This window comes from Falsiroseomonas oleicola (assembly GCF_019029495.1).
GTDB lineage: Bacteria > Pseudomonadota > Alphaproteobacteria > Acetobacterales > Acetobacteraceae > Falsiroseomonas > Falsiroseomonas oleicola.
Genome location: NZ_JAERQM010000001.1, coordinates 769038 through 793874, shown reverse-complemented (window position 1 = coordinate 793874; position 24837 = coordinate 769038). Strand labels below are relative to the sequence as shown.

Below are 24837 nucleotides of genomic sequence, written 5' to 3'. Positions count from 1 at the left end.
ACTACTCCTTGCGGCGGGAGGCTTCCGGCAGGTCGCTCGCCAGCTCGAACAGCGTGGCGTCGGCGGCCGGCTTGGCCTTGGCGGGCTTCTTCGCCGCCGGGGCCGGTGCCGGGGCGGGCTCGGCCGCCGGTGCCGGTGCGTCGATCACCACCTTGGCCCGCTTCGTCGGCTTCGGCGGGGGCGCGACGGCGTCCAGCGCTTCCGACAGATCGACGATCAGATCGGCCACATCCTCCAGCCCCACCGACAGGCGGATGGTGCCGTCGGTGATGCCGAGGCGCGCGCGTTCCTCCGCGCCGACGCGCATATGCGTCGTCGTCGCCGGATGCGTCACCAGGGACTTGGCATCGCCCAGGTTGTTGGAGACATCGACCAGCTTCAGCGCATCGAGGAAGCGGAAGGCCGCCTCCTTCCCGCCCTTGATGTCGAAGGTCACCAGGCTGCCGCCGGCCGTCATCTGCGCCTTGGCCAAGGCCTGCTGCGGATGGTCGACGCGGAAGGGATACAGCACGCGCGACACCTCCACCCGCTCCGCCAGGAAATCGGCGATGGCGGCGGCGGAATGGCACATGGCGGGCAGGCGGAGATGCAGCGTCTCCAGCCCCTTCAGGATCACCCAGGCATTGAACGGGCTGAGCGCCGGGCCGGTGTTGCGGATGAAGGGCTGCAGCACCTCATCCACCCACTTCTTCCTGCCCAGCACGGCGCCGCCGAGCACGCGGCCCTGGCCGTCCATATGCTTGGTCAGCGAATAGACGACGACATCCGCGCCGAAATCCAACGGCTTCTGCAGCAGCGGCGTGGCGAAGACATTGTCGGCCACAACGATCGCCCCGGCCTGATGCGCCAGGTCGCAGACCGCGGCGAGGTCGAGGATATCCAGCATCGGGTTTGACGGCGTCTCCAGCAGCACCAGCGCCGCCGGCTTGGCCAGCGCCGCCTTCCACTGCTCCAGATCCCCGCCATCCACGAATTCGGAGACGATGCCGTAGCGCGGCAGCAAAGTGGAGACGATCCAGTGGCAGGAGCCGAACAAAGCGCGGGAGGCGACGACGCGATCGCCAGTCTTCAGATGGCTCAGCATCGCGGCATGCACGGCGGCCATGCCGGTCGCGGTCAGCCGGCAGGCCTCCGCCCCTTCCAGCGCTGCCAGCCGGTCTTCCAGCATGGTGGTGGTGGGATTGCCGAAGCGGGAATACTGGTAGTGCTGGGTGGTGCCGAGGAAGGTGTCCTCGGCCTGGCCCGCGCTTTCATAGACGAAGCCGGAGGTGAGGTAGAGCGCCTCCGACGTCTCATCTTGGTTGGACCGCATCTGCCCGCCGCGGACCAGCAGCGTGGCGGGGCGGAGGGGGCGGTCGGGCAGGGTTCTGGCCATCGGGACACCTAAAAGCTGCAGCTGGGCTGCGACCACAGGACGTCCGGCCCCCTTCCGGGGCAACAGGACCGCATGAGGCGGACCCCGCGACCCTTTAGCGCGTTTGTTTTCGGAGATTTCGGGTCCGTGCCGGACCCGCAACCACCGCCCGGTACACCGGGACCTCGCCGCAATCAGGCCGGACAAATCGCGAGGGGCGCCTGGGGCGCCTGACCCATGGCTTACGAGCGGGGCGCGCGGCGGTCAAGGATGCTGTGAACACCGCCCAGGCGCCATCAGTCCACCTTGATATTGCCGACGCGAATCACCTCCCGCCACTTGTCCAACTCGGCGCGGATCATCGCGGTATAGGCCTCCGCCCCCAGCGTGCCGGGGCGCACGCCGATGCGGCCGAACTTCTCGGCGATCTCGGGGGAGGCCATGGCCTTCGCCATCTCCTCCTCCCACCGCGCCTTCACCGCGGCCGGAATGCCGGCGGCGGCGGAGAAGCCGAACCAGTTGGTCGAGGTCACACTCGGGAAGCCGATCTCGGAAAAAGTCGGCACATCCGGCAAAGCCGGGGAGCGTTCGGCCTCGCTGGTCGCGATCGGCCGCATGCGGCCGGCGCGGAGGTTGGGCAAAGCGGTGGGCAGGCTTTCCATCAGCGCCGGAATCTGCCCGCCCATCACATCGGTCATCGCCGGCGCCGATCCGCGATAGGGCACATGGGTCAGCTCCACCCCCGCCGCGCGGGCCAGCAACTGCCCGATCAGGTGGTTCATCGTGCCATTGCCGCCGGAGCCGTAGTTCATCTCCCCCGGCTTCGCCCGCGCCTGCGCCAGGAAGCCCGCGAGGTCCGGCGCCGTCACACCGGGCCCCACCGCCAGCACACTCGGAAAGTGCCGACCAGGTGGATATGGGAAAAATCGGCCAGCGGATCATAGGGCACATTGGCATAGAGCACCGGCCCGATGCCGTGCGAGGCGGCGTTGGAGATCATGACCATGTGCTGGTCGCCACGCGCCTTGGCCAGCAGGTCGCTGCCGACCATGCCGCCGGCGCCGGGGCGGTTCTCCACCACGATGGGCTGGCCGAGCCTGGTGCCGAACCACTCCGCCAGGATGCGGGACAGGATGTCGGCCGCGCCGCCCGGCGGGAAATTCACGATCCAGCGGATCGGCCGCTCCGGCCAGTTGGACTGGGCGCCGGCGAGCGACGGCGCGGCGAGGCCGAGGGCGCCGCCGAACAACAGGCGCCGGCCGAGGATGGGTTGGTGCGGCATGGTCATCTCCCGATTCTGGATCCCGTGATCCGTCGGGGGTCGGCAAAGCAAACCCGGTGCCGTAGAGGATGAGGGCGCCTGATTCGCCGCCTCCGCTCGCTTACGGAGACCCCGCATGGAATTCGACCTTCTGCTCCGCCAGGTCCGGCTGCCTCATTCGGCTGCAACTGACCCGTTGATGGACATCGGCGTGCAGGGCGGGCGCATCGCCGCTTTGGCGCCGCGGCTGGAGGGTTCGGCGCGGGAACAGGTGCAGGGCCAGGGCCGGCTGGTCTGCGCCGGCTTCGTGGAAACCCACATCCACCTCGACAAATCCTGCCTGTTCAACCGCTGCGACTGCGAGACCACGCGCTTCCCGCATCTGGCGATGGAGCGTGTCTCCGCCATCAAGCCGCAGATCACGGTGGAGGATGTGACGGCACGCGCCGCCGCGACGCTGGAGAAATGCGTGCTGCATGGCTGCACGCGGATGCGCACCCATGTGGAGGTCGACCCGCGCATCGGCCTGCGCTTCTTCGAGGGCGTGAAGGCGCTGATCGACAGCTACGCCTGGGCCGTCGATGTCGAGATCTGCGTGATGCCGCAGGAGGGTCTGACCAACAATCCCGGCACGGATGAGCTGATGGTCGCCGCGCTGCGCAATGGCGCCAGGGTGGTCGGCGCCGCGCCGAACTACGACAGCGACCGCGCCGCGCAGATCCGCCGGGTGTTCGAGATGGCGCGTGAATTCGACGTCGATATCGACATGCATCTCGACAGCGGCATCAGCGGCGACGATCTCGACACGCATCTGGTCTGCGACCTGACGGAGCAATATGGCTGGGGCGGCCGTGTCGCCATCGGCCATGTCACCAAGCTGTCCACCATGAAGCCGGCGGATGTGGATGTGGTGGCCAGGCGCATGGCGGATGCGGGCGTGGCGCTGACGGTGCTGCCGGCGACGGACCTCTATCTCGGCGGGCGGCACCGCGATGCCGATGTGCCGCGCAGCGTGGTGGATGCGAACCGGCTGGTGGAATCGGGCGTGGTCTGCTCGATCTCCTCCAACAACATCCAGAACCCTTTTACGCCATTTGGCGACGGGCAGTTGATCCGGCAGGCGAGCACCTATGCCAACATCATCCAGCGCGGCAATGCGGCGGATGTGCGGGCGGTATGGTCGATGATTACCGACAGCTCCGCCCGGTTGTTGCGGCAGGACGACTACGGCATCCGCGAAGGCGCGCCGGCCGACCTGGTGGTGGTGGATGCGACGGATGAGGTGGATGCGCTGCGCAGCTTCGCGCCGGTGCTGGACGCCTTCAAGCGCGGCCGCCGGACGGTGACGCGCACCCCGGCGGTGCTGCACCGGCCGGGGTGATTGCCCCGCAGGGGGCGGGGCGGAACAGCGGCCAGTTCCCGCTGTCCCCGCTCAGTGATGGATGAACAGCGGGCAGCGCGCATGGCGCAGCAGCGTGTGCGTGGCGCTGCCGGTGAACAGGCGGCGCAGGCCGCTTTCCTCGAAGGATCCCACCACCAGCAGCCGCGCCCGCAGCCCCTCCGCCTCCGCCAGCAGCAGATCGGCAGGGCGGTCGCCGACCATGGCCAATGGCGTCGCGTCCAGCCCATGCTGGCGCAGATAGGCGCAGCCTTCCTCCGCCATCGCCAGCGCCGTGGCCCGGTTCCCGGCGGCGGAGGCGACGCGCACCGGCGCACCCTCTGCCAGGCCCAGCAATGCGAAAAGCTGCAGCGTCGCCATGGCGGGGATGGAGGCGTCGTAGCCCACCAGAACCGGGCCTTCGGCCGGCGCCGACTCGGGGGGAATCACCAGCAGCGGGCGCGCGCCGTCCATCAGCAGCCGCTCGATCACCGGGGCGACGCCGTCTTCCGTCGCCTCCAGGCCCAGGGTGCTGTCGCGGCCGATCATCAGCAGGTCGTGGGTGGCGCTGGCGCGCAGCAGGGCGGCCTCCGGCGCGTCCTCCAGCCGGAGTTCGGCATAGGGATGGCCGGCGGCGGCGGCCGCGCAATCGGCCAGCGCCAGCGCCGCATCCTCCTGCGCCCGCTTCGCCAGGGCGGCGTCGCGCCTGGCCTTGAAGGCGGCGCCGCCGAGGGGGACGAATTCGTGGTCGCTCTCGGTATGCGGCCGGTCCAGCACCACGGCGGCGGTCATCGCCGCGCCGCTGCGGCGGGACAAGGCGAAGGCGGCGTTCTGGGCCGCCTTGGCACCGGGCGTGTCATCCAAAGCGACCAATAGGCTGCGCAGCATGCGGGGCTCCTCCTGCCCGGCGATCCTAGTGCAGGAGCGTGCGCGGCGGCACCCCGTCCTCAATGGCAGGCGGCGCAGGTGCCGGCGGCGAGGCGGCCGACCTCCCCCGGCATCTGCACCCCCTGCACCAGCAGCCAATGGCCGAGCAGCGCGACGCCCGCCAGAACCACCACCAGACCCACCAGCCTCAGCATGGGAAGGACCTCCGCTGTCGGCCGAAGGCTATCAGCCCGGCGGGCCGGGTGGACAGTTACGACTGGGGGAAGCCCGCCGGCAGCAGCCCGGCGGCCGCCAGCAACCGCAGCGCCGCGTCGCGCCGGAAGTCGCGCAGCGCGGCGAAATCCGGCGCATAGGTGTGCAGGGCGAAGGCCACGGGCGGCGCGGCGTCCCGGCGCAGGAAGCCGACATACCAGCCTTCCGCCCCCGGTCCGGGGCGGCGCGGGCCGGCGCCGGTCTTGCCATGCAGGGTGAGGCCGGGCGCGGCGCCGGCCAGGCTCGCCGCCTCCAGCGCCGCCAGGCTGGCGGGCGCCACGCCGAGGCGGCTCTCCAGCAGCGCGGCGAGGAAGGCCACCTGTTCCCGCACCGAAATCCGCAGCGTGCCATCCAGCCAGAAGCGGTCCGATCCCTGCGACACCGTGGCATTGCCATAGCCCCAGCGTGCCAGGGTGGCACGGTAGCGGGCCGTGCCGACCTGCCGCGCCAGGTCCTGGAAATACCAGACGGTGGAATTGCGAAAGGCCTCCCCCAGCGTCTGGTCCTGGCGCCAGATGGCCGGCCAGTGCGGCGCGGCCGGGCGGCGGGCGGGGTCCCAGCGCCGGGCGGCGGCGAGATCGGCGGCGATGCCGCTTTCCAGCGCGATCAGCAGGTTGGGGACCTTGAAGCTGGACCAGGGGGTGTGCAGCGCATCCAGCGCGCTATCCACCAGCATCCAGGCGCCGGGGCCGCCCACCTCCCGCGCCAGGAAGCTGACCGGCCGCCCGGCCTCCGCGCCGAGGGCGGCACGCGGCAGGATGCGCGGTGCCTGCGCCAGCGCCGGGCGGGCTGCCAGTGCGGTGACCCCGGCCAGGAGCAGCCGGCGCCTCATCGCGGCCGCAGCGCCAGGAAGCCGAGGGTGCAGACCAGCAGCCCCACCGCGAAGGTGGTCAGCGCCGCCGAGGGTCCGCCCCAGCCGGCCATGGCCCCCGACAGCGCCTGGAACACCGCCGCGCCGGAGAAGAAGAACAGGTTGGCGGCCGACAGCGCGCGGCCCGCCTGTTCCGGCGGCACGGCCGATCGCACGATGGAAAAGGCCAGCACCTGGAAGGAGATGATGCCGCCGAACAGCACCAGCAGCACCGCATCCCAGGCCACCGGCAGCATCGGCAGGCCGAGCATCGCGGCCAGCCAGCCGCCAGGGCCCCCGCCCACGATCAGCAGGATGAAGACGGCGCAGGCCAGGTGGCTGCCGGCCATCAGCGCCCGCGCATGGCCGACGCGCCGCAGCACCAGCCCCGCCAGCAATGGCCCCACCGTCAGCGCCACGGTGCAGGCCAGCAGCACATTCCCCGCCGCCACCCGGTCCAGCCCCTTGCCTTCCATCAGCCAGGGGCCGCCCCACAGCCCGCGCAGGCCGAGCACCGCGGCGAAGGAGGCGAAGACGAAGACCATCACGCCGCGCAGCGCCGGCTGGGCCGCCATCCGCGCCACCTCCCGCACATCCGCGCCGAGGCTGCGGGCGGGGACCGCCGCCGGCCGGTCGCCCGGCACCAGCAGCGCCACCAGGGGCAGGGCCAGCGCGGCGATGCCGGCGCAGGCCAGGAAGCCGGCGCGCCAGTCCAGCGCCTCCACCAACAGGGCCAGCGGGCTGGCCGAGAGCAGCATGCCGGTATTGCCCAGCGCCTGGATCAGGCCGGACCAGACGGCGAAGCGGGCGGTGGAGAGGCCTCGCGCGGCGAAGGTGATGGGGCACATCAGCATCCCGGAACAGCCGGCCCCCAGCACCACCTGGGCCAGCAGCATCGACCACGGCCCGGTCGCCATGGCCCCCAGCACCGCGCCACAGCCCGCCACCGTCAGCAGGCCCAGCGCCACGCGCTTCACGCCAAAGCGGTCGAGCGCGATGCCGACCGGGATCATCACCGCGGCGAAGGCCAGCGGGAAGGCGCCGGTGATCTGGGCCAGCGCCTCCGCCGTCAGGCCGAGGTCGCGCATCAGCACGTCGGCCGCCATGGCGGGAATGGTCCGCACGGCATTGGAGAAGACATGGCCGAGGCAGAGCACCAGGATCGGCACCGCGATCCCGGTCGCCGCGCGGATCATCCCCTAATTCCGGAACATCTTGCCGGGATTCATGATGCCCTTGGGGTCGAGCGTCGCCTTCAGGCTGCGCATCACGGCCAGCGCTTCCGCGCCATGTTCCGTCTCCAGGAATTCGCGCTTGCCGAGGCCGATGCCGTGCTCGCCGGAACAGGTACCGCCGAGCGACAAGCCGCGCGCCACCACGCGCCGGTCCATGTCCCAGGCGCCTTCCAGCCCCTTCGGGTCCTCCGGATTGTAGAGGATCATCTGGTGGAAATTGCCGTCGCCGACATGGCCGACGATGCAGGTGGTGTGGCCGAGCTCGGTCGCTTCCTGCTTGGCGCCCACCAGCGCCTCCGCCAGGCGGGAGATCGGCACGCAGACATCGGTGGTCAGCGCCTTGAAGCCCGGCTTCCAGGCGATGCCGGCCCAGTAGCTGTCATGCCTTGCCTTCCACAGCTTGGCCCGGGCCGCCGGATCGGTTTCCCAGCGGAAGCCGCTGCCGCCATTTTCGGTGGTGATGGCCTCCACCAGCTCCGCCTGTTCCTTCACCCCGGCCTCGGTGCCGTGGAATTCGAGGAAGAGGGTGGTGAGCGGGGCAAAACCCTCGAGCTTCGAGAAGGCGATGGAGGCGGCCATCATGTCGTCGTCCAGCAGCTCGATCCGCGCCACCGGGATGCCGAGCTGCATGACCTGGATGGTGCTTTCCACCGCGCCCGCCAGGGTCGGGAACTGCACCACGGCGGAGCTCATCGCCTCCGGAATGCCGGTGAGGCGCAGGCGAACCTTGGTGACGACGCCGAGCGTGCCCTCGCTGCCGATGAACAGCCGGGTCAGGTCGTAGCCATTGGCGGCCTTGCGGGTGCGGCCACCGGTGGTGATGACCCGGCCATCCGCCAGCACCACCTCCAGCCCCAGCGTATTTTCCCGGATCGTGCCGTAGCGGACCGCATTGGTGCCGGAGGCCCGCGTGGCCACCATGCCGCCCAGCGTGCAGTGGCTGCCGGGGTCGACCGGGAAGAACAGGCCCTTGTCCCGCAGATGCTCGTTGAGTTGCTGGCGGGTGACGCCGGGTTCCAGCAGGCAATCCATGTCCTGCTCGTTCACCTCCAGGATCGCCGTCATGCGCGACAGGTCGAGGCTGATGCCGGCGCGCACCGGATTCACATGGCCCTCCAGGCTGGTGCCGGCGCCGAAGGGCACCACCGGCACGCCATGCTGGTGGCACAGCGCCAGCAGGCGGCTGACCTCCTCCGTGGTTTCGACGAAGGCGACGGCATCCGGCATCGTCGGCGTGGAACTGTCCTCGCCATGGCTGTGCTGTTCGCGGATGGCGGCGTTGATCGTCATGCGTTCGCCCAGGAAAGCACTGGCGGCCGCGATCACGGCATCCACCGGGCGGGGGGAAAGGGTGTTCATGCAAAGCTCCGGCGGCACGGGCTGGTCCGCGCCCTGGCCCCCAACCTGCCATGTGCGGAGCCGCCTCGCAAAGCGGCGCCCGGCGCGTTGACGCCCCGGCGGCGCGCGCCTAGCGTCCAGTCATCATACAACCACCCAAGGGGGAACGGATAAGATGGCAAATGGCGTCAAGGCAGCCTGGGCAGCAGGCAAGCCGGTGGTGAATGGGTGGCTCGCCATCCCGAGTGGCTTCACCGCGGAAGTCATGGCCCTGGCCGGCTGGGACAGCCTGACCGTCGATATCCAGCATGGCGTGCAGGACTACATGTCCATGGTCGCCTGCTTCCAGGGCATGCAGCCGCATGGCGTCACCCCCATGGTGCGCGTGCCGTGGAACGAGCCCGGCATCATCGGCAAGGTGCTGGATGGCGGGGCCAAGGGCGTGATCTGCCCGATGGTGAACACGGAAGCCGAGGCGCGCGCCCTGGTGTCCTATTGCCGCTACCCCAACAAGGGCACGCGCAGCTTCGGCCCGATCCGCTCCGGCATGTATGGCGCCGCGGCCGATACCAATGCGGCGAATGAGGATGTGCTGGTCATCCCGATGATCGAGACCAAGACGGCGCTCGACAATCTGGAAGCCATCGTCTCCGTCCCCGGCGTCGACGCCATCTATATCGGCCCGTCCGACCTCAGTCTGTCGCTCGGCATGGCGCCCTTGCAGGATCGGCGGGAGCCGGAGTTCCTGGCGGTGCTCGACAAGATCCGCACCACCGCCCATGCGCATGGCGTGAAGGTGGGCATCCACACCATGACCGGCGCCTATTCGAAGGAGATGTTCGAGCGGGGCTTCAACCTGGCGACCATCATGAACGACAGCGGTCTGATGCTGACCGCCGCCAAGGCGCAGGTCGCGATCGCGCGCGGCTGAGTCTCCGCGACAGGGACGGGGGCTTCGGCCCCTGTCTCTGGTAGTCTCTATGCTGGATCACCGTGATGCGTCGCTCAGTGGCGTGCCGGAATGACGGCGATTCCTGCCATGACTGCCACTGCGAGGCTGCTATGGCTGGCAGCCTTACTGCAATTTTTGGTATGGGCACTTCCTTCACAGAAGCATGTGGCGGGTGATGGTGGGTGAGAGGGCGCCCTTGAAAGGAAAGAAGCGGCGTCTGTCGCTTGATCAGCGAGCGACTCTGCCAATCGCTGATGACAACCCAAGCCTTGAATACCTACGGCTCAATCGACGAGAAATCTGCCGGACTGAGATTAACGCGGCGATTCGGCTTTTCCTCGTCGACGAAGACCCGATACCAGCCCATCTACTCGCCAGCGCTGCGACCGAGATCATGGCTACACTTTCGGGTGGAAAGCCAGAGGTTGGGCTGAACGATTTGCGTAGATTGTTAAAAATAGCTGACATCTCGCCCGAATTGGAAGGTGAAATCTTCGAAGCCCTGCTGCATCCATATAATTTTCTAAAACACAGCTCATCAGATATTAATATTGAGAACAGTTTCTCAATAGAATATATTACGATAACAATATATACGGCGGTTCACAGCTATCGGCGGTTATTTGGTGATTTGTCGGATGAGATGATGGTATTTTATGGAATCATTCAATCTTGGCGTATTCATTGGTGGAAAGACGCGCCGGATTTCGAAGCCAGGATGCGAGCGGCCGAAAAATTTCCCTTGATTGGAGCTTCCAGGCAAAAAATGTGCGAGTTCGGCAGGCGCATGCTACAACAGGCGAGGCTGCGGAAGCCGGAGTGACAAAGGATATTCCGCCTTTCCGCGAAGTGGATGCGCGATAATTGCCCGAAATTGAGCTTCCGCTCTAATCTCGGAGCATATATTGCGACCTTAATAGATCAAACCATCAAAGTGGCGGAGAATAAATCTAAGCCTCGGGCATCAATATTTCGAATATAACACAAGTAACGAAAATTTTGCCACGTGATAGTGTGACTATGGGATATGCGCTTGAAGTGGTGCCTATTCGAAGAGATGTTCGGGCGGGGCTTTAACTTGGCGACCATCATGAACGACAGCGGCTTGATGCTGACCGCCGCCAAGGCGCAGGTCGCGATCGCCCGCGGCTGATGCCGGCAAGGGCCTCCCCCGCATGCGCGGGGGAGGAACCGACCCTCACCCGTAGGCCACGCCCTGCGTATTCACATAAAGGCTGTAGAGCGACCGGCTCGCCGGCATGAACAGCCGGTTCCGGAAGCGCCCGCCGAAGGTCACATTGGCGCAGCGTTCCGGCAGGCGGATATGGCCGATCGGCGCGCCGTCCTTGTTCAGCACCCGCACGCCATCCAGCTCCGGCGTGCCCATGCCCCAGCCGCACCACAGGTTGCCGTCGACATCGACGCGGAAGCCGTCCGGCGTCTCACCCTCCCTGCACTGGTGGAAGACGCGGCTGTTGGAGAGGCGGCCGTCATCGCCGACGTCGAAGGCGCGGATCACCCGCGGCGTCGCCGCCGCCTCCACCACATAGAGAATCCGCTCATCCGGGGAGAAGGCGAGGCCGTTGGGCCGGCCGACATCGCCGGTGGCCACGCTGATCCGACCATCGGGCGCCACGCGGTAAAGGTTGGTCGGCAGCTCCGGCTCCGCCCGCTCGCCCTCATAGAAGCCGAGGATGCCGAAGGGCGGGTCGGTGAACCAGATGCTGCCATCCGACTTCACCACCACGTCGTTCGGGCTGTTCAGCCGCTTGCCGTCATAGCGGTCGGCGATGACGGTGATGCGGCCATCCAGCTCCGTCCGGGTCACGCGCCGCGTCAGATGCTCGCAGGTGATGAGGCGGCCCTGGCGGTCGCGGGTATTGCCGTTGCTGTTGTTGGAGGGTTCGCGGAAGACGTCGACGCGGCCGGTCGTCTCGCTCCAGCGCATCATCTTGTTGGAGGGGATGTCGGACCAGATCAGGCAGCGCTGGTCGCCGAACCAGACCGGCCCCTCGCTCCAGCGGAAGCCGGTGGCCAGGCGTTCCACCGCCGCCAGCACCAGGCGGTAGCGGTTGAAGCTGGGATCGAGCACCTCGATGGAGGGGTCCGGATAGCGGCCGGGGGCTTCGCGCTGGGCGAAGGCGGGCGTGGCGGCGAGCGCGGCCACCCCGCCGGCGGCGCCCAACAGGGCACGGCGGCTGGAGGACATGGCGATTCCTTCCCTTGTTCATTCCGGCCTCTGACGGGCCGGGGGAAGGCTCGCATGGCGCCCCGGCGGGCCACAGCCCGCCGGTCCTTGGCGGGGCAACATCACCGGAACGTGAGATGGATGGTCCCGGCGCGACAGCCCGTATCGACCCGCGATGCCCCGGGGCGTTGACGCCGGCCAGCCGGCACCGCAGCCTAGCCGGATGCCGATGGGAAGCCCGCAATGACCGAGTATTGGCGCCTGCCAGCCACCGAGATTGCCGCCCTGGTGCGTGGCGGCCAGGTGAGCGCGACGGAGGTGGCGCGCGACGCCCTGGCCCGGCTGGATGCCGCGAACCCCGCCATCAATGCCGTGGTGGATCACCGGCCGGAGGATGTGCTCGGCCAGGCCGCGGTGATCGACGCCGCGCTGGCGCGCGGCGAGGACCCCGGCCCGATGGCCGGCGTGCCAGTGACCATCAAGGTCAATGTCGACCAGACCGGCCATGCGACGACGAATGGCCTGCGCATCCAGAAGGACCTAGTGGCGACGCAGGACAATCCGGTGGTGGCGAATTTCCGCAAGGCGGGCGCGGTGCTGCTCGGGCGCACCAATACGCCGGCCTTCAGCCTGCGCTGGTTCTGCCGCAACAGCCTGCATGGGCATACGAAGAATCCGCGCGATCCGGGGATCACGCCGGGCGGGTCCTCGGGCGGCGCGGCGGCGGCCGTGGCGGCAGGCATCGGTGCGGTGGGGCATGGCACGGATATCGGCGGCTCCATCCGCTATCCGGCCTATGCCTGCGGCGTGCATGGGCTGCGGCCGACACTGGGGCGGATTCCGGTGTGGAACGCCTCCGGCGCCGAGCGGGCGATCGGCGGGCAGATCATGGCCGTCTCCGGTCCCATCGCGCGGACCATCGGCGACCTGCGGCTGGCCTTCGCGGCAATGAGCGCCCGCGACCTGCGCGACCCCTGGTGGGTCGACGCCGCGCATGACGGCCCGCCCGTGGAGAAGCGCGCCGCGCTCTGCATCCGGCCGGAAGGCATGGCGACGGTGCCGGAGGTGGAGGCCGCGCTGCGCGACGCTGCGAAGCGGCTGGAGGCCGATGGCTGGGTGGTGGAGGAGGTGGAATGCCCGCCCTTGCGGGAGCCCGCCGCGATCCAGGCCATGCTCTGGCTGGCGGAAAGCCGCCGTGGGCTGAATGCCAGCCTGCACCAGGAAGCCGACCCCGACGCCACCTTCATCTTCGGCGAGATGGAGGCGCTCTGCGCCCAGCCCGACCTGAACAGCTTCATGGACGGGTTGCAGAAGCGCGCCGGCTTTGTCCGCGCCTGGATGCAGTTCTTCGAACGCTATCCGGTGGCGATCACCCCGGTCTCCGCCGAGCTGCCCTTCCCGGACCAGGACGATGTCAGCAGCCCGGCGCGGTTCCGCGCGATCATGGAAGCCCAGCTCACCCAGGTCGGCCTGCCGCTGATGGGACTGCCCGGGCTGGTGGTGACCACGGGCCTGGTCGGGCGGGTGCCGGTCGGCACGCAGCTTCTGGCCGGGCGCTACCGTGAGGACCTGCTGTTCGCGGCGGCCGAGGTGATCGAGGCCGCCGGCGTGCCGGCCAGCCCGGTGGACCCCTTCCTCGGCTGAGCCGGCGGGTGGCGCATGGACGGCCTCCAGCGTCACCCGACCAGGGCGGCTTTGGGGCGCGTTTGTTCCTGTTTTTGCGACAGCTGATCCTAGAATGAGGCATATCTGGCCGCGATATCACGATTAATTGATGTCCGACCCTCGATCCTGCGGCGCGCGATATACGGATTCTTCAGGATTTCCCGGCCTCCCGTTGGTTCATCACAACTATCACCTCCATCCAGAAACACGTAAAATCTCTCATCACCTGGAGGGGGCCGGTCGATATGTGCGTGATATGCGGGGCTGCTGGCCTGAACGTTTTCGAAGTCGCCTCGCAGCACGTGACGGCGGGCTTTTCCGCCTCGGCCGTTGCGGCCCCAGCGCCGGAGCGCGACTGGGCGCCTGTGTTCTTCACCGGCGAGGCAGCGATCGATTCGCTCCTCGCGGGCACGCGCTGGACCAGCGGCAGCCTGACCTATGCACTGCCGGTCGACCGCGCCGCCTGGGGCGACGCCTTCATCAGCGGTGCGGCCGATGCGCTGGAGACGCCGACCCCGTCCCTGACCCGCGCCCTCGACCTGATCCTGACAGGTGAGTCCGACCTGCCGGGTGGGCAGCAGCAGCGCCTGACCTCGCTCGCGGCTTTCACCAACCTCGAACTCAGCCGCACCGAGGATCTGGAAGGCGCGACACTTCGCTTCGGCGCGGCCACCAGCCTGCCTGGCCTGTTCGGCATCGGCGGCTTCCCGGGGATCGAGGAATTCGACCCGGTGCAGGTCGCGGACTTCGGCCCCGGCTACCGCGGCGGGGATACCTGGCTGTCCAGCGAAGCCTTCGTGAGCGGCCCGGGCGGGCTGCTGGATCCCGTCGTGGGCAGCGTTTCCTGGCATGTCATCATGCACGAGCTTGGCCATGCCCTCGGCCTGTCGCATCCGCATTCCGCCAACGCACGGCCCGGCGGGCAGGTGTTCCAGATGCCGGATGCTTGGCACAGCATCGAATTCACCAATATGTCCTACCGCATGCCGGTCGGCGGCCATGTCGACGACCAGCCCGTCGCCGGCAGCTACGAATCGCCGCAGAGCTGGATGACGCATGACATCCGCGCCCTGCAGCACATCTATGGCGCGAATTACGCGACCAATTCCGGCAACACGACCTACCGCTTCGACCCGGCGACCGGTGAGGTCTTCGTCGATGGCATCGGCCAGGGCGCGCCGGGGGCCAACCGCATCCTGCTGACCATCTGGGATGGCGGCGGCATCGATACCTATGACCTCTCGGCCTATGCCAATGGCCTGCGCATCGACCTGACGCCGGGCGAGGGCTCCATCCTCTCGACGGATCAGTTGGTGGATCTGACGCCGGCCAATACCGGGGCGGTGCCCGGAACCCATATGGCGCAGCGCAACCTGTACAATGCCTTTCTGCATGAGGACGACCCGCGCGCGCTGATCGAGAATGTCATCGGTGGCGGCGGCAATGACTGGATGCGCGGCAACCAGGCCGCCAACTGGCTGTCCGGCGGCGCCGGTGCCGACACGCTGATGGGGCTGGCCGGCGCCGACACGCTGGAAGGCGGCGCCGGGATCGACCTGATGATCGGCGGCACCGGCAACGACACCTATCTGGTCGATGACAGGCTGGACCGTATCCTGGAACTGGCGGGGGAGGGCCTGGACACGGTGCTCGCCAGCACCGGCTACCGCCTCGGCCAGAATCTGGAAGTGCTGATCCTGACCGAGGCCGCCGGCGCCGCCTATGGTCATGGCAATGACCTGTCCAACCGCATCGAGGGCAACAGCTTCGACAACTTCCTGACCGGCGGCGCCGGCAACGACAATCTGGCGGGTCTCGCCGGCAATGACCGGCTGGATGGCAATGCGGGTGACGACTTTCTCTACGGCGGCGATGGCGATGACCGGCTCTATGGCGGCGATGGCAACGACCTGCTGGTGGGCGGCGCCGGGAATGACAGCATGTTCGGCGGGCTCGGCGATGACACCTACCGGGTGGATGATGCCGGCGACCGCATCCGGGAATATGCGGATGAGGGCTTCGACACCGTGCTCGTCAGCTTCAACTTCCGCCTGCAACAGCATTTCGAGGGCCTGACCCTGGTCGGCTTCGCCACTCAGGGCTTTGGCAATGCGGCCGGCAATACATTGACGGGCAATTCGCTGGCCAACCTTCTGGCCGGGCATGATGGCAACGACACCATCTACGGCGGCGGCGGTGGCGACACGCTGACGGGCGGCGCGGGCGACGACATCCTGCTCGGCCAGGCCGGCGACGACCGGCTTCTGGGCGGGGAGGGCGCGGACACGCTGGGCGGAGGCGCCGGCAACGACACGCTGATCGGCGGCGCCGGGGCCGATCTGTTCGGCTTCAATAAGGAGAGTACCGGCCACGACCTGATCACCGATTTCGACCTGACCATGGATCGGATCGACGCCAGCGACCTGTTCACGGATGTGGCGGCGATCATGGCGGCGCTGGTCGGTCTGGGCAGCCATACGCGGCTCGACTTCGCCAGGACGGGTGGTTCCGTGCTGCTGCGCAATGTCGAACTGGCCGATATCACGGAGGCGATCTTCGTCTTCGAGGACGACGAGCCCGCCGCGGCCTCGCAGGATGTCTGGATGGCGTAGCGCGCGCCAAATGGCTGTTCGACGGCGGGCGGCCGCGCCATGATGGCGCCCGGAAACGCCCCAACGGAGAACGGCCCCATGCCGCAACGTCGTACCTTGCTGGCCAGTGCCCTGGCGGGCCTGGCCACGCCGCATCTTGCCCTGGCGCAAAGCTGGCCCACGCGCCCGGTGCGGCTGGTGGTGCCGGATGCGCCGGGCGGCGGCAATGACAGCACCGCGCGGGTCTTCGCGCATCACATGGAACAGGCGCTCGGCCAGCCGGTGCCGGTGGAAAACCGGGCCGGTGCCGGCGGGCGGATCGGCGTGGAGAACGCCTTTCGCTCCCCGGGCGATGGCACCACGCTGCTGCTCGGCAATGCCGGGTCCAACGGCATCAATGCGGCGCTCTATCGCGACCTGCCCTATGACCTGGAGACCAGCTTCGTCCCGATCTCGCTGCTGGTGACCGGCCCGAATGCCCTGGTGGTGAACCAGCGGGTCTTCCCGGTGGACAGCCTGGCGGAGCTGCTGGCGATGATCCGCGCCAAGCCCGCCGGCCACTACAACTACGCCACCGCCGGCGCGGGGTCCTCGGCGCATTTCTCCACCGAGCTGTTCAAGTCCATGACGCGCACGGACATGATCCATGTGCCCTATCGCGGCGCGGCGGGGATGGTTCAGGCCGTGGTCTCCGGCGATGCGCCCTTCCTGATCGCCAATATGGTCAATGTCATGCCCTTCGCCCGGCGCGGCGAGGTGAAGATGCTGGCGGTGACCAGCCTGGAACGCTGGCCGGATGCGCCGGATATTCCCACGCTGCACGAATCCGGCCTGCCGGGCTTCGAGACCATCGCCTGGAACGGGCTGTTCGGACCGCCCGGCCTTCCGAATGAGGTGGTGGCCCGTCTGGTGCCGGAGTTGCAGCGCATCGGCCGGCTGCCGGAGGTGATCGACCGCATCAAGCTGCTGGGCGGGCGCATCGTCACCAGCACGCCGGATGTGCTGATCCAGCGCGTGCGCAGCGACATCGCGAAGTGGAAGGCGCTGGCCGCCAGCGCGAATATCACCATCTCATGAAGATCGCCGGAATCGCCTTCCGGGGCTTCAATGTCACGCCGAAGACCAACTGGTCCTTCCTGGAGGTCCGCACCGAGGACGGGCGGGTGGGCATCGGCGAATGCACGCTGGCCAACCACGAACCGCTGATGGCGGCGGAGGTTTCGCGACTCGCCGCCAATCTGCAAGGCGACGATTCGCGGGACCGCAACCGCCTCGCCCGCTACCTGCCGCATGCGCCCGGCGGGCTGGTGACCGCCACCGCGATCTCCGCGCTGGACCAGGCGCTGTGCGACCTGGCGGCGCAGCGGAATGGGGAGCCGCTGCACCGCCTGCTCGGCGGCGCATTTTCCGACAGCGTGCGGCTCTATGCCAATATCAACCGGGGCGCCAATCCGCGCACGCCGGAGGGCTTTGCCGCCGCCGCGACGCGCGCGGTGGCGGACGGCTTCGCGGGCGTGAAGCTGGCGCCATTCGAGCCCCTGGTCTGGGAGGATGGCGCGACCCCCGCCAACCGCGCCGCCTATGCCGCGGGCCTCGCCCGCATCGCCGCCGTGCGCGCGGCGATCGGCCCGGATGTCGACCTGATGGTCGACGCGCATTGGCGCTTCTCCCCCGGCAGCGCCGCCCAGCTCATTCGTGATGTATCCGCCGAAAATCTGTTCTGGCTGGAATGTCCGGTGGCGGAGGCCAATCACCGGGAGATCCTGCGGCTGCGCGGCCTGGCCAATGCGCGCGGCATGCGGCTGGCAGGCGCCGAGAGCCTGTCGGGCCTCGCCGCCTATCGCCCGCTGGTCGAGGCCGGCTGCTACGACGTGCTGATGCCCGATGCGAAGCACGCCGGGGGCCTCGACGAAGTCCGCCGCATCGCCGCCTTGGCGCAGACGGCGGGGGTGGAGATCGCGCCGCACAACCCCACCGGCCCGGTCTGCCACGCCCATTCCGTGCATCTCTGCGCCACCATCCCGAACTTCCTGGTGCTGGAGGTGCAATATGGGGAGACGGAGGCCTTCTTCGACATCGTCCAGGGCGCGAGCCTGCGCTTCGCCGAAGGCACGGCGGTGCTGCCCCAGGTGCCGGGCCTCGGCATCACGCTGAACCCCGGCGCCTTTCCCGCATGGAAACGCATGGACCGCCCTTGGCTGGACCCGCGCCTGGGCTGATAAATGCCGGATGATGATATCGGCAGAATGCTCTGACCTGCGCCGTCCGTCCGGCGCGCCATGATACCCGGCTGGATCGGCTTCACCGTCTCCGCCGCGCTGTTCCAGTGCTGGCGGACCGCGCAGCAGCAGAAGCTGCGCGGGCAGCTTTCGGTCAATGCGGCGGGGGTGGTGCGCTACCTCTATGGCGTGCCGGTGGGGCTGCTGATCTTCGGGCTCTACAGCGCGATCATCGGCGGCGTGCTGCCGCCGCTTTCCGTCGCGGTGCTGGCGCTATGCGCCATCGGGGGCTTCGGCCAGATCCTCGGCACCAACCTGCTCATCATGGCCTTCGGCCACCGCAACTTCGCCGTCGGCACCGCCTATTCCAAGACCGAGGCGATGCAGGCCGCGATCGTGGCCACGGTGCTGCTGGGGGAGCATCTGGCGCCGCTGGCCTGGATCGGCATCGCGGTGGGCGTCGGCGGCGTGCTGTACCTGTCGCTGGCCGGGCGCGGCACCAAGCCCAGTGAGCTGCTGCGCGGCGTGACGCAGCCGGCGGCGCTCTGCGGCATCGGCGCCGGCTTCTGCTTCGGCTTCACCGGCGTGCTCATCAAGGCGGCGAACCAGACGATGCCGGGCGCGGATGTGATCTACAAGGCGCTGCTGATCCTGGTCATCACCAATGCCATGCAGACGCTGATGCAGGGCGCCTGGCTGGCCTGGAAGGAACCCGCGCAGTTCCGCGCCGTCTTCGCCACCTGGCGCGACAGCGCGCAGGTCGGCGCATTGTCCGCCATGGGCTCCGCCTGCTGGTTCTCCGCCTTCGCGCTGGCGCCCGTGGCACTGGTGCGCGCGGTGGGGCAGGTGGAAATCCTGTTCACTTTGGCCTTCAGCCGCTTCTACCTGCGGGAGAAGGCGACGCGTTCCGACATCATCGGCGCGCTGATCGTGGTGGCAGGCGTGGTGCTGGTGCTGTGGGGAAGCCGCTGATGTCCGATCTTTCGACGCGTCTCGACCGCCTGCTGCGTGACCTGCCGCGCCGCTATCCCGGCCCGGGTGGCGCCATCGCGGTGCTGCAAAAGGGCGAAGTGCTGGTCCGCCACGCCTGGGGTTTCGCGAATGCCGAGCGGCGGATCGCCTTCACCCCGCGCACGCTGTTCCGCATGTGCTCCATCACCAAGCAATTCACCTGCGGCACCATGCTGCAGGCGGTGCCGGCACCGGAGGCGCTGGATGGGGCGATCCGCGCGCGGCTGCCGGAGCTGGGCGATGCAACGCCGGGCGTGCGGCACCTGGCGCATAACCAGTCCGGCCTGCGCGATTACTGGGCCGTCGCCATGCTGCACGGCGCGCCGGCCGAATCCGCCTTCGGCGATGTGGAGGCCGCGCGCGTCATCGCCGGGACCGCCTCCCTGCAATTCACGCCGGGCACCCGCTACGCCTACTGCAACCAGAATTTCCGCCTGATCTCCGATGCCCTGCAGGACGTCACCGGCCGCAGCTTCGCCGAGTTGCTGCGATCCCACATCTTCGGCCCCATCGGCATGGACAGCGCCATCCTTGCCGCAGAGACCGCCGCCATGCCGGACGGCACCGAAGGCTATGAGGGCATGCAGGCCACCGGCTTCCGCCCCGCGGTGAACCGGGTGATCTGGACCGGCGATGCCGGCCTCGGCGCCAGCCTGGACGACATGATCGCCTGGGAACGCCATATCGACGCGACGCGCGACGATGCCGAAAGCCTGCATGCCCGCCTCGCCGCGCCGGTCACCTTCGCCGATGGCGCCGTCGCGCCCTATGGCTTCGGCCTCGGCCGGGCGGAGGCCTTCGGCACGCCGGTCCTGGGCCATGGCGGCGCGCTGCGCGGCTGGCGCAGCCATCGCCTCTACGCGCCGGCGGAGCGCATCTCGGTCGTGGTGATGTTCAACCACCTGTCGGACGCCAATGCAGCGGCGACGGAGGCGCTCGCCGCGATGCTCGGCGCCGCCACGCCGCAGCCGGATGCCACGCTGCCGCCGCCCGACTGGCTCGGTGGTTATGTGGAGCCGGAGACCGGCCTCGCCGTGCGGATCGACAGCGCGGCGCCCGGCATGCTGCGGCTGCGCTTCGGCCATGGCGCGGAACGGCTGGAACTGCTCGCGGATGGCAGCGCCGGCAATGGCCGCACCCGGCTGCGGCCGACGCCGGAAGGCCTTCGCATGGACCGGCCCCAGGAGAACCAGGCGAGCCTGCTGCGGCCCTGCCAGGGCGTGGCACCCGCCGACATCGCCGGCCGCTACCGCTGCGCCGAGCTGGGCGCGGACCTACTGGTGTCGGATGGCGGTGGCGTGCCCTATGGCGGCTTTTCCGGCCATCTCGGCCAGGGACGGATGGAGCAGCTGGAGCCGATCGGCCCGGACCTCTGGGCGCTGCCCTGCTGGCGGGCGCTGGACCATACGCCGCCGGGAGACTGGACCCTGTCCTTCCGGCGCGACGCCAGCGGCCGCGTCAGCGGTGCGACGGTGGGCTGCTGGCTGGCGCGCGGCCTGGATTACGGGCGGGTGGCCGAGCCTCCGCCCATATAGGCGGTGGCCCAAAGGGCAAAACTCTGGTCGCGCACGACGCGGACGATGGGGAATCCGGCCGCGAGCAGCGAGGACTCCAGCGAACGCGCGGTGAAGCCGCCGCGATGGCCCATGAAGGCATTGCCCTGCGCCAGCGACCCGCCATGGCCATACAGCATGTCGAGCGGCGTGATCGGCCCCATCGGCGACATATAGGCCGGCTCCGTCAGCCGGTCCTCCGCCACCAGCTTCGCCACCTGCTGCAGGTCCGGCATGGTCATCAGCGCGAAGCCGTCCGGCTTCAGCACGCGGCGGAATTCGCGCAGTGCCAGCGGCACCTCATGCGGGAAGAGGTGTTCCAGATTGTGCGAGGACCAGACGGCATCGACCGAGCCATTCGGCACCGCCGCCATGTCGGTGATGCTGGAGACGACGTCGGGCGCCACATCCGGGTCGATATCCAGCCGGATCTCCCGCCATTCCCCGGCCGGGAAGAAATGCCCCGGCAGCTTGTCGGGCGAGGCGGCGCCACAGCCGACATGCAACACGCAGCGGGTCTGGATTTGGGGCGGAAGCGTGTCCATGCGTCGGGTTTTCCGAAACGGGTGTGGCGCCACTCTGCCGGGAAATGGTGAACGGATGCTGCATGCGCGCCATCCTTCACGCTCCGTTCAGGCAAATCCTGTCAGATGCCGCGCGAGCTGCCGCGCGGAGAAAACCCCCGATGACCCATCTGACCGAGATCATGATCGCGCCGGAGGCGCGCCTCGTCGCCCCCCTGCGCCAGGCGCTGTCGGAGGCGCTGGCCGCGCCGATCGACCGCGCCCAGGGCATCTACAATATCGACGGCATGTCCGGCGCCCGCTACCGCCACTTCATCAACGGCCTGCTGCGCAAGCTGGGCCGCACCGGCTATCTGGAAGTGGGAAGCTGGATGGGATCGACGCTGTGCAGCGCCATCCATGGCAATGCGGTGCAGGCGGTGGCGATCGACAATTGGAGCCAGTTCGGCGGCCCGCGCGATGCCTTCATGGGCAACCTGGCGCAGTTCCGCACCGAACAGGCGGCGGTGGAAGTGATCGAGGCGGACTTTCGGGCCGTGCCCTTTGCCGAGCTCGCCACCCGCCACGCGCCCTTCGAGGTCTATCTGTTCGACGGCCCGCATGAGGAACAGGACCAGCATGACGGGCTGATCGCCGCCCTGCCGGCGCTGGCCGACGAATTCGTCTTCATCTGCGACGACTGGAACTGGTGGCCGGTGCGCGCCGGCACGCATCGCGCCATCGTGCAGGGCGGGTTGCAGCTTCTGTATGGCGCGGAAATCCGCACTACGCTGGACAACACCCATCCGCAGATCGCCTTCAAGGAAAGCGACTGGCACAACGGCTATTTCGTCAGCGTGCTGCGCAAGCCGCATGCTGCCGTGCCGCAGGCCCTGCCGATCGCGGCCTGATACCAACGGCCCTTTCGCGTGACCGCTCCGGGCCCACTCAGTCGTGCCGCAGGCACGCCAGAGGCGTGACGGGCGGAAACCGCCGGTTTCCTTGGCTTCGTCGCGCCGAAGGCGCGCCTTCGGCGCGACGCACTTGCGGCGGCGCCCATTCGGGCGCCCGGACCGGTCAAGATACCGGTCCGCTGGTATGAGACCGGGCGCCCCCGGACGCGAGACAGTGGCGGCCTCCGTCAAGGAATACGCAAACATCTTCCTATAAATACGGTCGTGGACAAAAAACGAGACGATCTTGTATCATTTAGTTGCCGTGCGCGGATTCGGGAACGACCAAGGCTTGTTCCCGGCGCCGCTGCGGCCTGGCCCGAAGCTGCGGCTCGTCGATGTCGCTGTCTTGACCGGCGAAACGTGCTTCGGCCTGGAACCATTGATTTCGCAGGGATGTTCCTTGCCCCATATGGTCCGGGAGCATGAGGTGGGGCGTGAGGCGGAACGCCCGTTCTGGCGGCGGCGTGCACAGGCGCGCCTTCCGCTGCTGCGTCCGCGGCGCGTCGCCCATGGCCTGAACGCGGGCGCCCATCGATGACGGACGTCATCGACGCATCCGCCGCCACGTCTTCGGAGGCGGATGGCCGGGACCCTGCCAGCATCCTGGACCGGCTGATCGCCGCCATCTGGATCTTCGATGTCGACGAAGGCCACGTCGTCTGGGCCAATGCCGCGGCGCTGGAGGTCTGGAACGCCGCATCGATGGCGGAACTGGCATCGCGCGATCTGAAGGCGGATATGTCGCCGGCGGTGGCCCGCAGGCTGCGCCAGTACCAGGGCGACTTCATGAGCCATGATGCAAGGTTCACCGAGATGTGGACCCTCTATCCCCGCGGCGTGCCACGCCCGATGGAGGTCAGGCTCTGCGGCGTCAGGCTCGATGACGGCCGCATGGGCATGCTCTGCGAGGGGCGGGACCAGGCGCGACTTCAGCCGGAAGCGATCCGCAGCGCGGATGCGTTGCTGCATACCAAGCTGATGATCTCGTTGCACGATCTGGACGGGCGCACGCTCTATTGCAATCCCGCCGCACGGGCCAGCTTCGAGTCCCCGCATCAGGACCTGCCGTCGCGCTTCCTGCACCGGCGGGACTTCGAACGCATGATGGCGCAGCTCCACAGCGAGGCGGAGCTCAGCATGATCGCGGAGGTCGTCAGCGCCGCCGGCCAGCGCTGGCATGAGCTGACCGTCCGCTCCTGCCACGACCCGGTCTCGGGGCGTCCCTCCATCCTGGTCAGCGAGACGGATGTGACGGAGTTGAAGGAGGCCGAGGCGCTGGCGCAGAACCGCGCCCATCACGACCCCCTGACCGGCCTGCCGAACCGGCTGGCCATGCCCGCGCGGTTCAAGGCCATGCTGAGCCAGGCGGAACAGCGCGCCGCGCGGATCGGCGTGCTGTTCATCGATCTCGACCAGTTCAAGGCCATCAACGACACGCTCGGCCATCTGCACGGCGATGGCGTGCTGATGGAAGTGGCGCGCCGGCTGTCGGAGCTGCGCGTCGGCGACGATACGGTGATCCGTCTGGGCGGCGACGAGTTCCTGTTCCTCGCCACCGAAGGGCCGGGGGAGACGGGGCGCATCAATGCGCTGGCGGAGCAGATCCTGGATCGCCTGTCCCTGCCGGTGCATGCCGAGCGCCGCAAGCTGATGGTGACGCCGAGCATCGGCATCGCCTGCTTCCCCATTCACGGCACCAACGCGCAGTTGCTGATGCAGCGCGCGGACCTTGCGATGTATGAGGCGAAGGCCGGCGGGCGGAACCAGTACCGGCTGTTCGACGAAAGCATGCGCAACCAGCGGGAGGAGGAGCTTCAACTTCTCTCGGACCTGCGGGACGCGCTGCGGGACGGCCAGATCGTGCCCTACTACCAGCCGCGCTACTCGGCGACCGCGCAGCGCACCGTGGCGGTGGAGGCGCTGGCGCGCTGGATCCATCCGGAACGCGGGTTGATCATGCCCTCCGACTTCATCCCCATCGCGGAGAAGTCGGGCCTCATCAACCAGATCGGCGCCTCGATGCTGGAACAGGTGGTGCGGCAGCGTTGCGCATGGGAACGTCGGGGGCTGGACGTCTCCGTCTCCGTCAACGTCTCCCAGCGCCAGCTCTGCGAGGCGGACTTCGCCGCCATGGTGCAGCGCATCCTGCACGACAATGGCTGCGATCCCTCGCGGCTGGAGCTGGAGGTGACGGAGACGCTGCTGATCGAGGACAACCCCGTGCTCAGCGCCAACCTGGCGAAGGTCCGAAGGCTCGGCATCCGCATCGCCATCGATGATTTCGGCACCGGCTATTCGAACCTGGCCCGCCTGAACGAGATGTCCGTCGACTGCATCAAGATCGATCGCAGCCTGATCCAGGGCCTGCCGCGCAACGAGGAAATCGTGCGCCTGGTGATCGCCATGTGCAATTTCATGCAGGTCACCATCGTCGCCGAAGGCATCGAGACCCTGGCCGAGGCCGAATGGGCGCAACGCCATGGCTGCCACGAATTGCAGGGCTACTTCTACAGCCGTCCCGTCAGCGCCATGGAGGCCGAGTGCCTGATGCGCGGACAGGCCGCCTTGCCGCAGGGCATCCGGCCAGGGCGGTTGGAACCGCGCGAATGGTTCGTGGGCCACTGACCGGCAGGCGGGCGCGCT

At 68.5% G+C, this 24837-nt stretch carries 22 protein-coding genes; 12 read left to right on the top strand and 10 right to left on the bottom strand.

What is annotated here, in order from left to right:
• Position 1: 1 nt before the first annotated feature.
• The 3 genes from metZ to JJQ90_RS27605 form a co-directional block, all read right to left on the bottom strand.
• A complete protein-coding gene (gene metZ / locus JJQ90_RS03700; RefSeq protein WP_216873087.1) occupies positions 2-1375 on the bottom strand; it encodes an O-succinylhomoserine sulfhydrylase in 1374 nt (457 codons plus the stop codon).
• Positions 1376-1650: 275 nt separating this feature from the next.
• On the bottom strand, positions 1651-2223 hold the full coding sequence (locus JJQ90_RS27610) for a Bug family tripartite tricarboxylate transporter substrate binding protein (RefSeq protein ID WP_377097689.1): 573 nt from the start codon (positions 2221-2223) through the stop codon (positions 1651-1653).
• Positions 2220-2636: a Bug family tripartite tricarboxylate transporter substrate binding protein gene (locus tag JJQ90_RS27605; RefSeq protein ID WP_377097687.1), complete on the bottom strand. Its 417-nt coding sequence runs from the start codon at positions 2634-2636 to the stop codon at positions 2220-2222. Before JJQ90_RS27605 ends, JJQ90_RS27610 begins: the two co-directional genes overlap by 4 nt.
• A 115-nt stretch (positions 2637-2751) precedes the next feature.
• On the opposite strand from JJQ90_RS27605, the gene JJQ90_RS03690 reads away from it, so the two are divergent.
• Entirely contained in the window at positions 2752-3996 is a 1245-nt protein-coding gene (locus JJQ90_RS03690) for an amidohydrolase family protein (RefSeq protein ID WP_216873086.1), read from the top strand.
• Positions 3997-4047: 51 nt separating this feature from the next.
• Here the strand turns inward: JJQ90_RS03690 and JJQ90_RS03685 are convergent, their stop codons facing one another.
• From JJQ90_RS03685 to JJQ90_RS03670, 5 genes are read right to left on the bottom strand one after another with little or no spacing between them, the layout of a single operon-like run.
• Positions 4048-4881, bottom strand: coding sequence for a universal stress protein (locus tag JJQ90_RS03685; protein WP_216873085.1), 834 nt, complete (start codon positions 4879-4881; stop codon positions 4048-4050).
• Between the two features lie 59 nt (positions 4882-4940).
• Complete coding sequence (locus tag JJQ90_RS27220; RefSeq protein ID WP_268958575.1) at positions 4941-5075, bottom strand: hypothetical protein; 135 nt, start codon at positions 5073-5075, stop codon at positions 4941-4943.
• 56 nt (positions 5076-5131) lie between these two features.
• On the bottom strand, positions 5132-5965 hold the full coding sequence (locus JJQ90_RS03680) for a penicillin-binding transpeptidase domain-containing protein (RefSeq protein WP_216873084.1): 834 nt from the start codon (positions 5963-5965) through the stop codon (positions 5132-5134).
• On the bottom strand, positions 5962-7179 hold the full coding sequence (locus JJQ90_RS03675; protein ID WP_216873083.1) for an MFS transporter: 1218 nt from the start codon (positions 7177-7179) through the stop codon (positions 5962-5964). The genes JJQ90_RS03680 and JJQ90_RS03675 overlap by 4 nt, the downstream gene beginning before the upstream one ends.
• 3 nt (positions 7180-7182) lie before the next feature.
• Positions 7183-8577: an FAD-binding oxidoreductase gene (locus JJQ90_RS03670; protein ID WP_216873082.1), complete on the bottom strand. Its 1395-nt coding sequence runs from the start codon at positions 8575-8577 to the stop codon at positions 7183-7185.
• A 154-nt stretch (positions 8578-8731) separates the two neighbouring features.
• Here JJQ90_RS03670 and JJQ90_RS03665 point away from each other — a divergent pair, with 154 nt between their 5' ends.
• The 3 genes from JJQ90_RS03665 to JJQ90_RS27215 all read left to right on the top strand — a co-directional run bounded on the left by JJQ90_RS03665 (position 8732) and on the right by JJQ90_RS27215 (position 10661).
• Positions 8732-9487, top strand: coding sequence for an HpcH/HpaI aldolase family protein (locus JJQ90_RS03665; RefSeq protein WP_216873081.1), 756 nt, complete (start codon positions 8732-8734; stop codon positions 9485-9487).
• Between the two features lie 217 nt (positions 9488-9704).
• The gene (locus JJQ90_RS03660) at positions 9705-10331 is read left to right on the top strand and encodes a hypothetical protein (RefSeq protein WP_216873080.1); all 627 of its coding nucleotides are present in this window, start codon (positions 9705-9707) and stop codon (positions 10329-10331) included.
• 204 nt (positions 10332-10535) lie between these two features.
• Positions 10536-10661 carry a hypothetical protein gene (locus tag JJQ90_RS27215; protein ID WP_268958574.1) on the top strand — a complete coding sequence of 42 codons (126 nt, stop codon included), beginning with the start codon at positions 10536-10538 and terminating at the stop codon, positions 10659-10661.
• 45 nt (positions 10662-10706) lie between these two features.
• Here JJQ90_RS27215 and JJQ90_RS03655 read toward each other — a convergent pair whose 3' ends face one another.
• A complete protein-coding gene (locus JJQ90_RS03655; RefSeq protein ID WP_216873079.1) occupies positions 10707-11717 on the bottom strand; it encodes an SMP-30/gluconolactonase/LRE family protein in 1011 nt (336 codons plus the stop codon).
• A gap of 222 nt (positions 11718-11939) precedes the next feature.
• Here JJQ90_RS03655 and JJQ90_RS03650 point away from each other — a divergent pair, with 222 nt between their 5' ends.
• The 6 genes from JJQ90_RS03650 to JJQ90_RS03625 all read left to right on the top strand — a co-directional run bounded on the left by JJQ90_RS03650 (position 11940) and on the right by JJQ90_RS03625 (position 20717).
• The gene (locus JJQ90_RS03650) at positions 11940-13340 is read left to right on the top strand and encodes an amidase family protein (RefSeq protein ID WP_216873078.1); all 1401 of its coding nucleotides are present in this window, start codon (positions 11940-11942) and stop codon (positions 13338-13340) included.
• A 323-nt stretch (positions 13341-13663) separates the two neighbouring features.
• On the top strand, positions 13664-15973 hold the full coding sequence (locus tag JJQ90_RS03645; RefSeq protein ID WP_216873077.1) for a M10 family metallopeptidase C-terminal domain-containing protein: 2310 nt from the start codon (positions 13664-13666) through the stop codon (positions 15971-15973).
• Positions 15974-16051: 78 nt separating this feature from the next.
• Entirely contained in the window at positions 16052-17029 is a 978-nt protein-coding gene (locus JJQ90_RS03640) for a Bug family tripartite tricarboxylate transporter substrate binding protein (RefSeq protein WP_216873076.1), read from the top strand.
• Positions 17026-18171 carry a mandelate racemase/muconate lactonizing enzyme family protein gene (locus JJQ90_RS03635; RefSeq protein ID WP_216873075.1) on the top strand — a complete coding sequence of 382 codons (1146 nt, stop codon included), beginning with the start codon at positions 17026-17028 and terminating at the stop codon, positions 18169-18171. The genes JJQ90_RS03640 and JJQ90_RS03635 overlap by 4 nt, the downstream gene beginning before the upstream one ends.
• A 60-nt stretch (positions 18172-18231) precedes the next feature.
• Positions 18232-19143 (top strand): DMT family transporter, encoded by a 912-nt coding sequence (locus tag JJQ90_RS03630; protein ID WP_216873074.1) that lies wholly within the window; start codon positions 18232-18234, stop codon positions 19141-19143.
• Entirely contained in the window at positions 19143-20717 is a 1575-nt protein-coding gene (locus JJQ90_RS03625) for a D-aminopeptidase (RefSeq protein ID WP_216873073.1), read from the top strand. The genes JJQ90_RS03630 and JJQ90_RS03625 overlap by 1 nt, the downstream gene beginning before the upstream one ends.
• On the opposite strand, the gene JJQ90_RS03620 is transcribed toward JJQ90_RS03625, so the two are convergent.
• On the bottom strand, positions 20684-21280 hold the full coding sequence (locus JJQ90_RS03620; protein ID WP_216873072.1) for a class I SAM-dependent methyltransferase: 597 nt from the start codon (positions 21278-21280) through the stop codon (positions 20684-20686). The genes JJQ90_RS03625 and JJQ90_RS03620 overlap by 34 nt on opposite strands.
• Before the next feature lie 140 nt (positions 21281-21420).
• Between JJQ90_RS03620 and JJQ90_RS03615 the strand changes: the two genes are divergently transcribed.
• Positions 21421-22149 (top strand): class I SAM-dependent methyltransferase, encoded by a 729-nt coding sequence (locus JJQ90_RS03615; protein WP_216873071.1) that lies wholly within the window; start codon positions 21421-21423, stop codon positions 22147-22149.
• Positions 22150-22728: 579 nt separating this feature from the next.
• Positions 22729-24819 carry a putative bifunctional diguanylate cyclase/phosphodiesterase gene (locus JJQ90_RS03610; protein WP_216873070.1) on the top strand — a complete coding sequence of 697 codons (2091 nt, stop codon included), beginning with the start codon at positions 22729-22731 and terminating at the stop codon, positions 24817-24819.
• Positions 24820-24837: the final 18 nt, after the last annotated feature.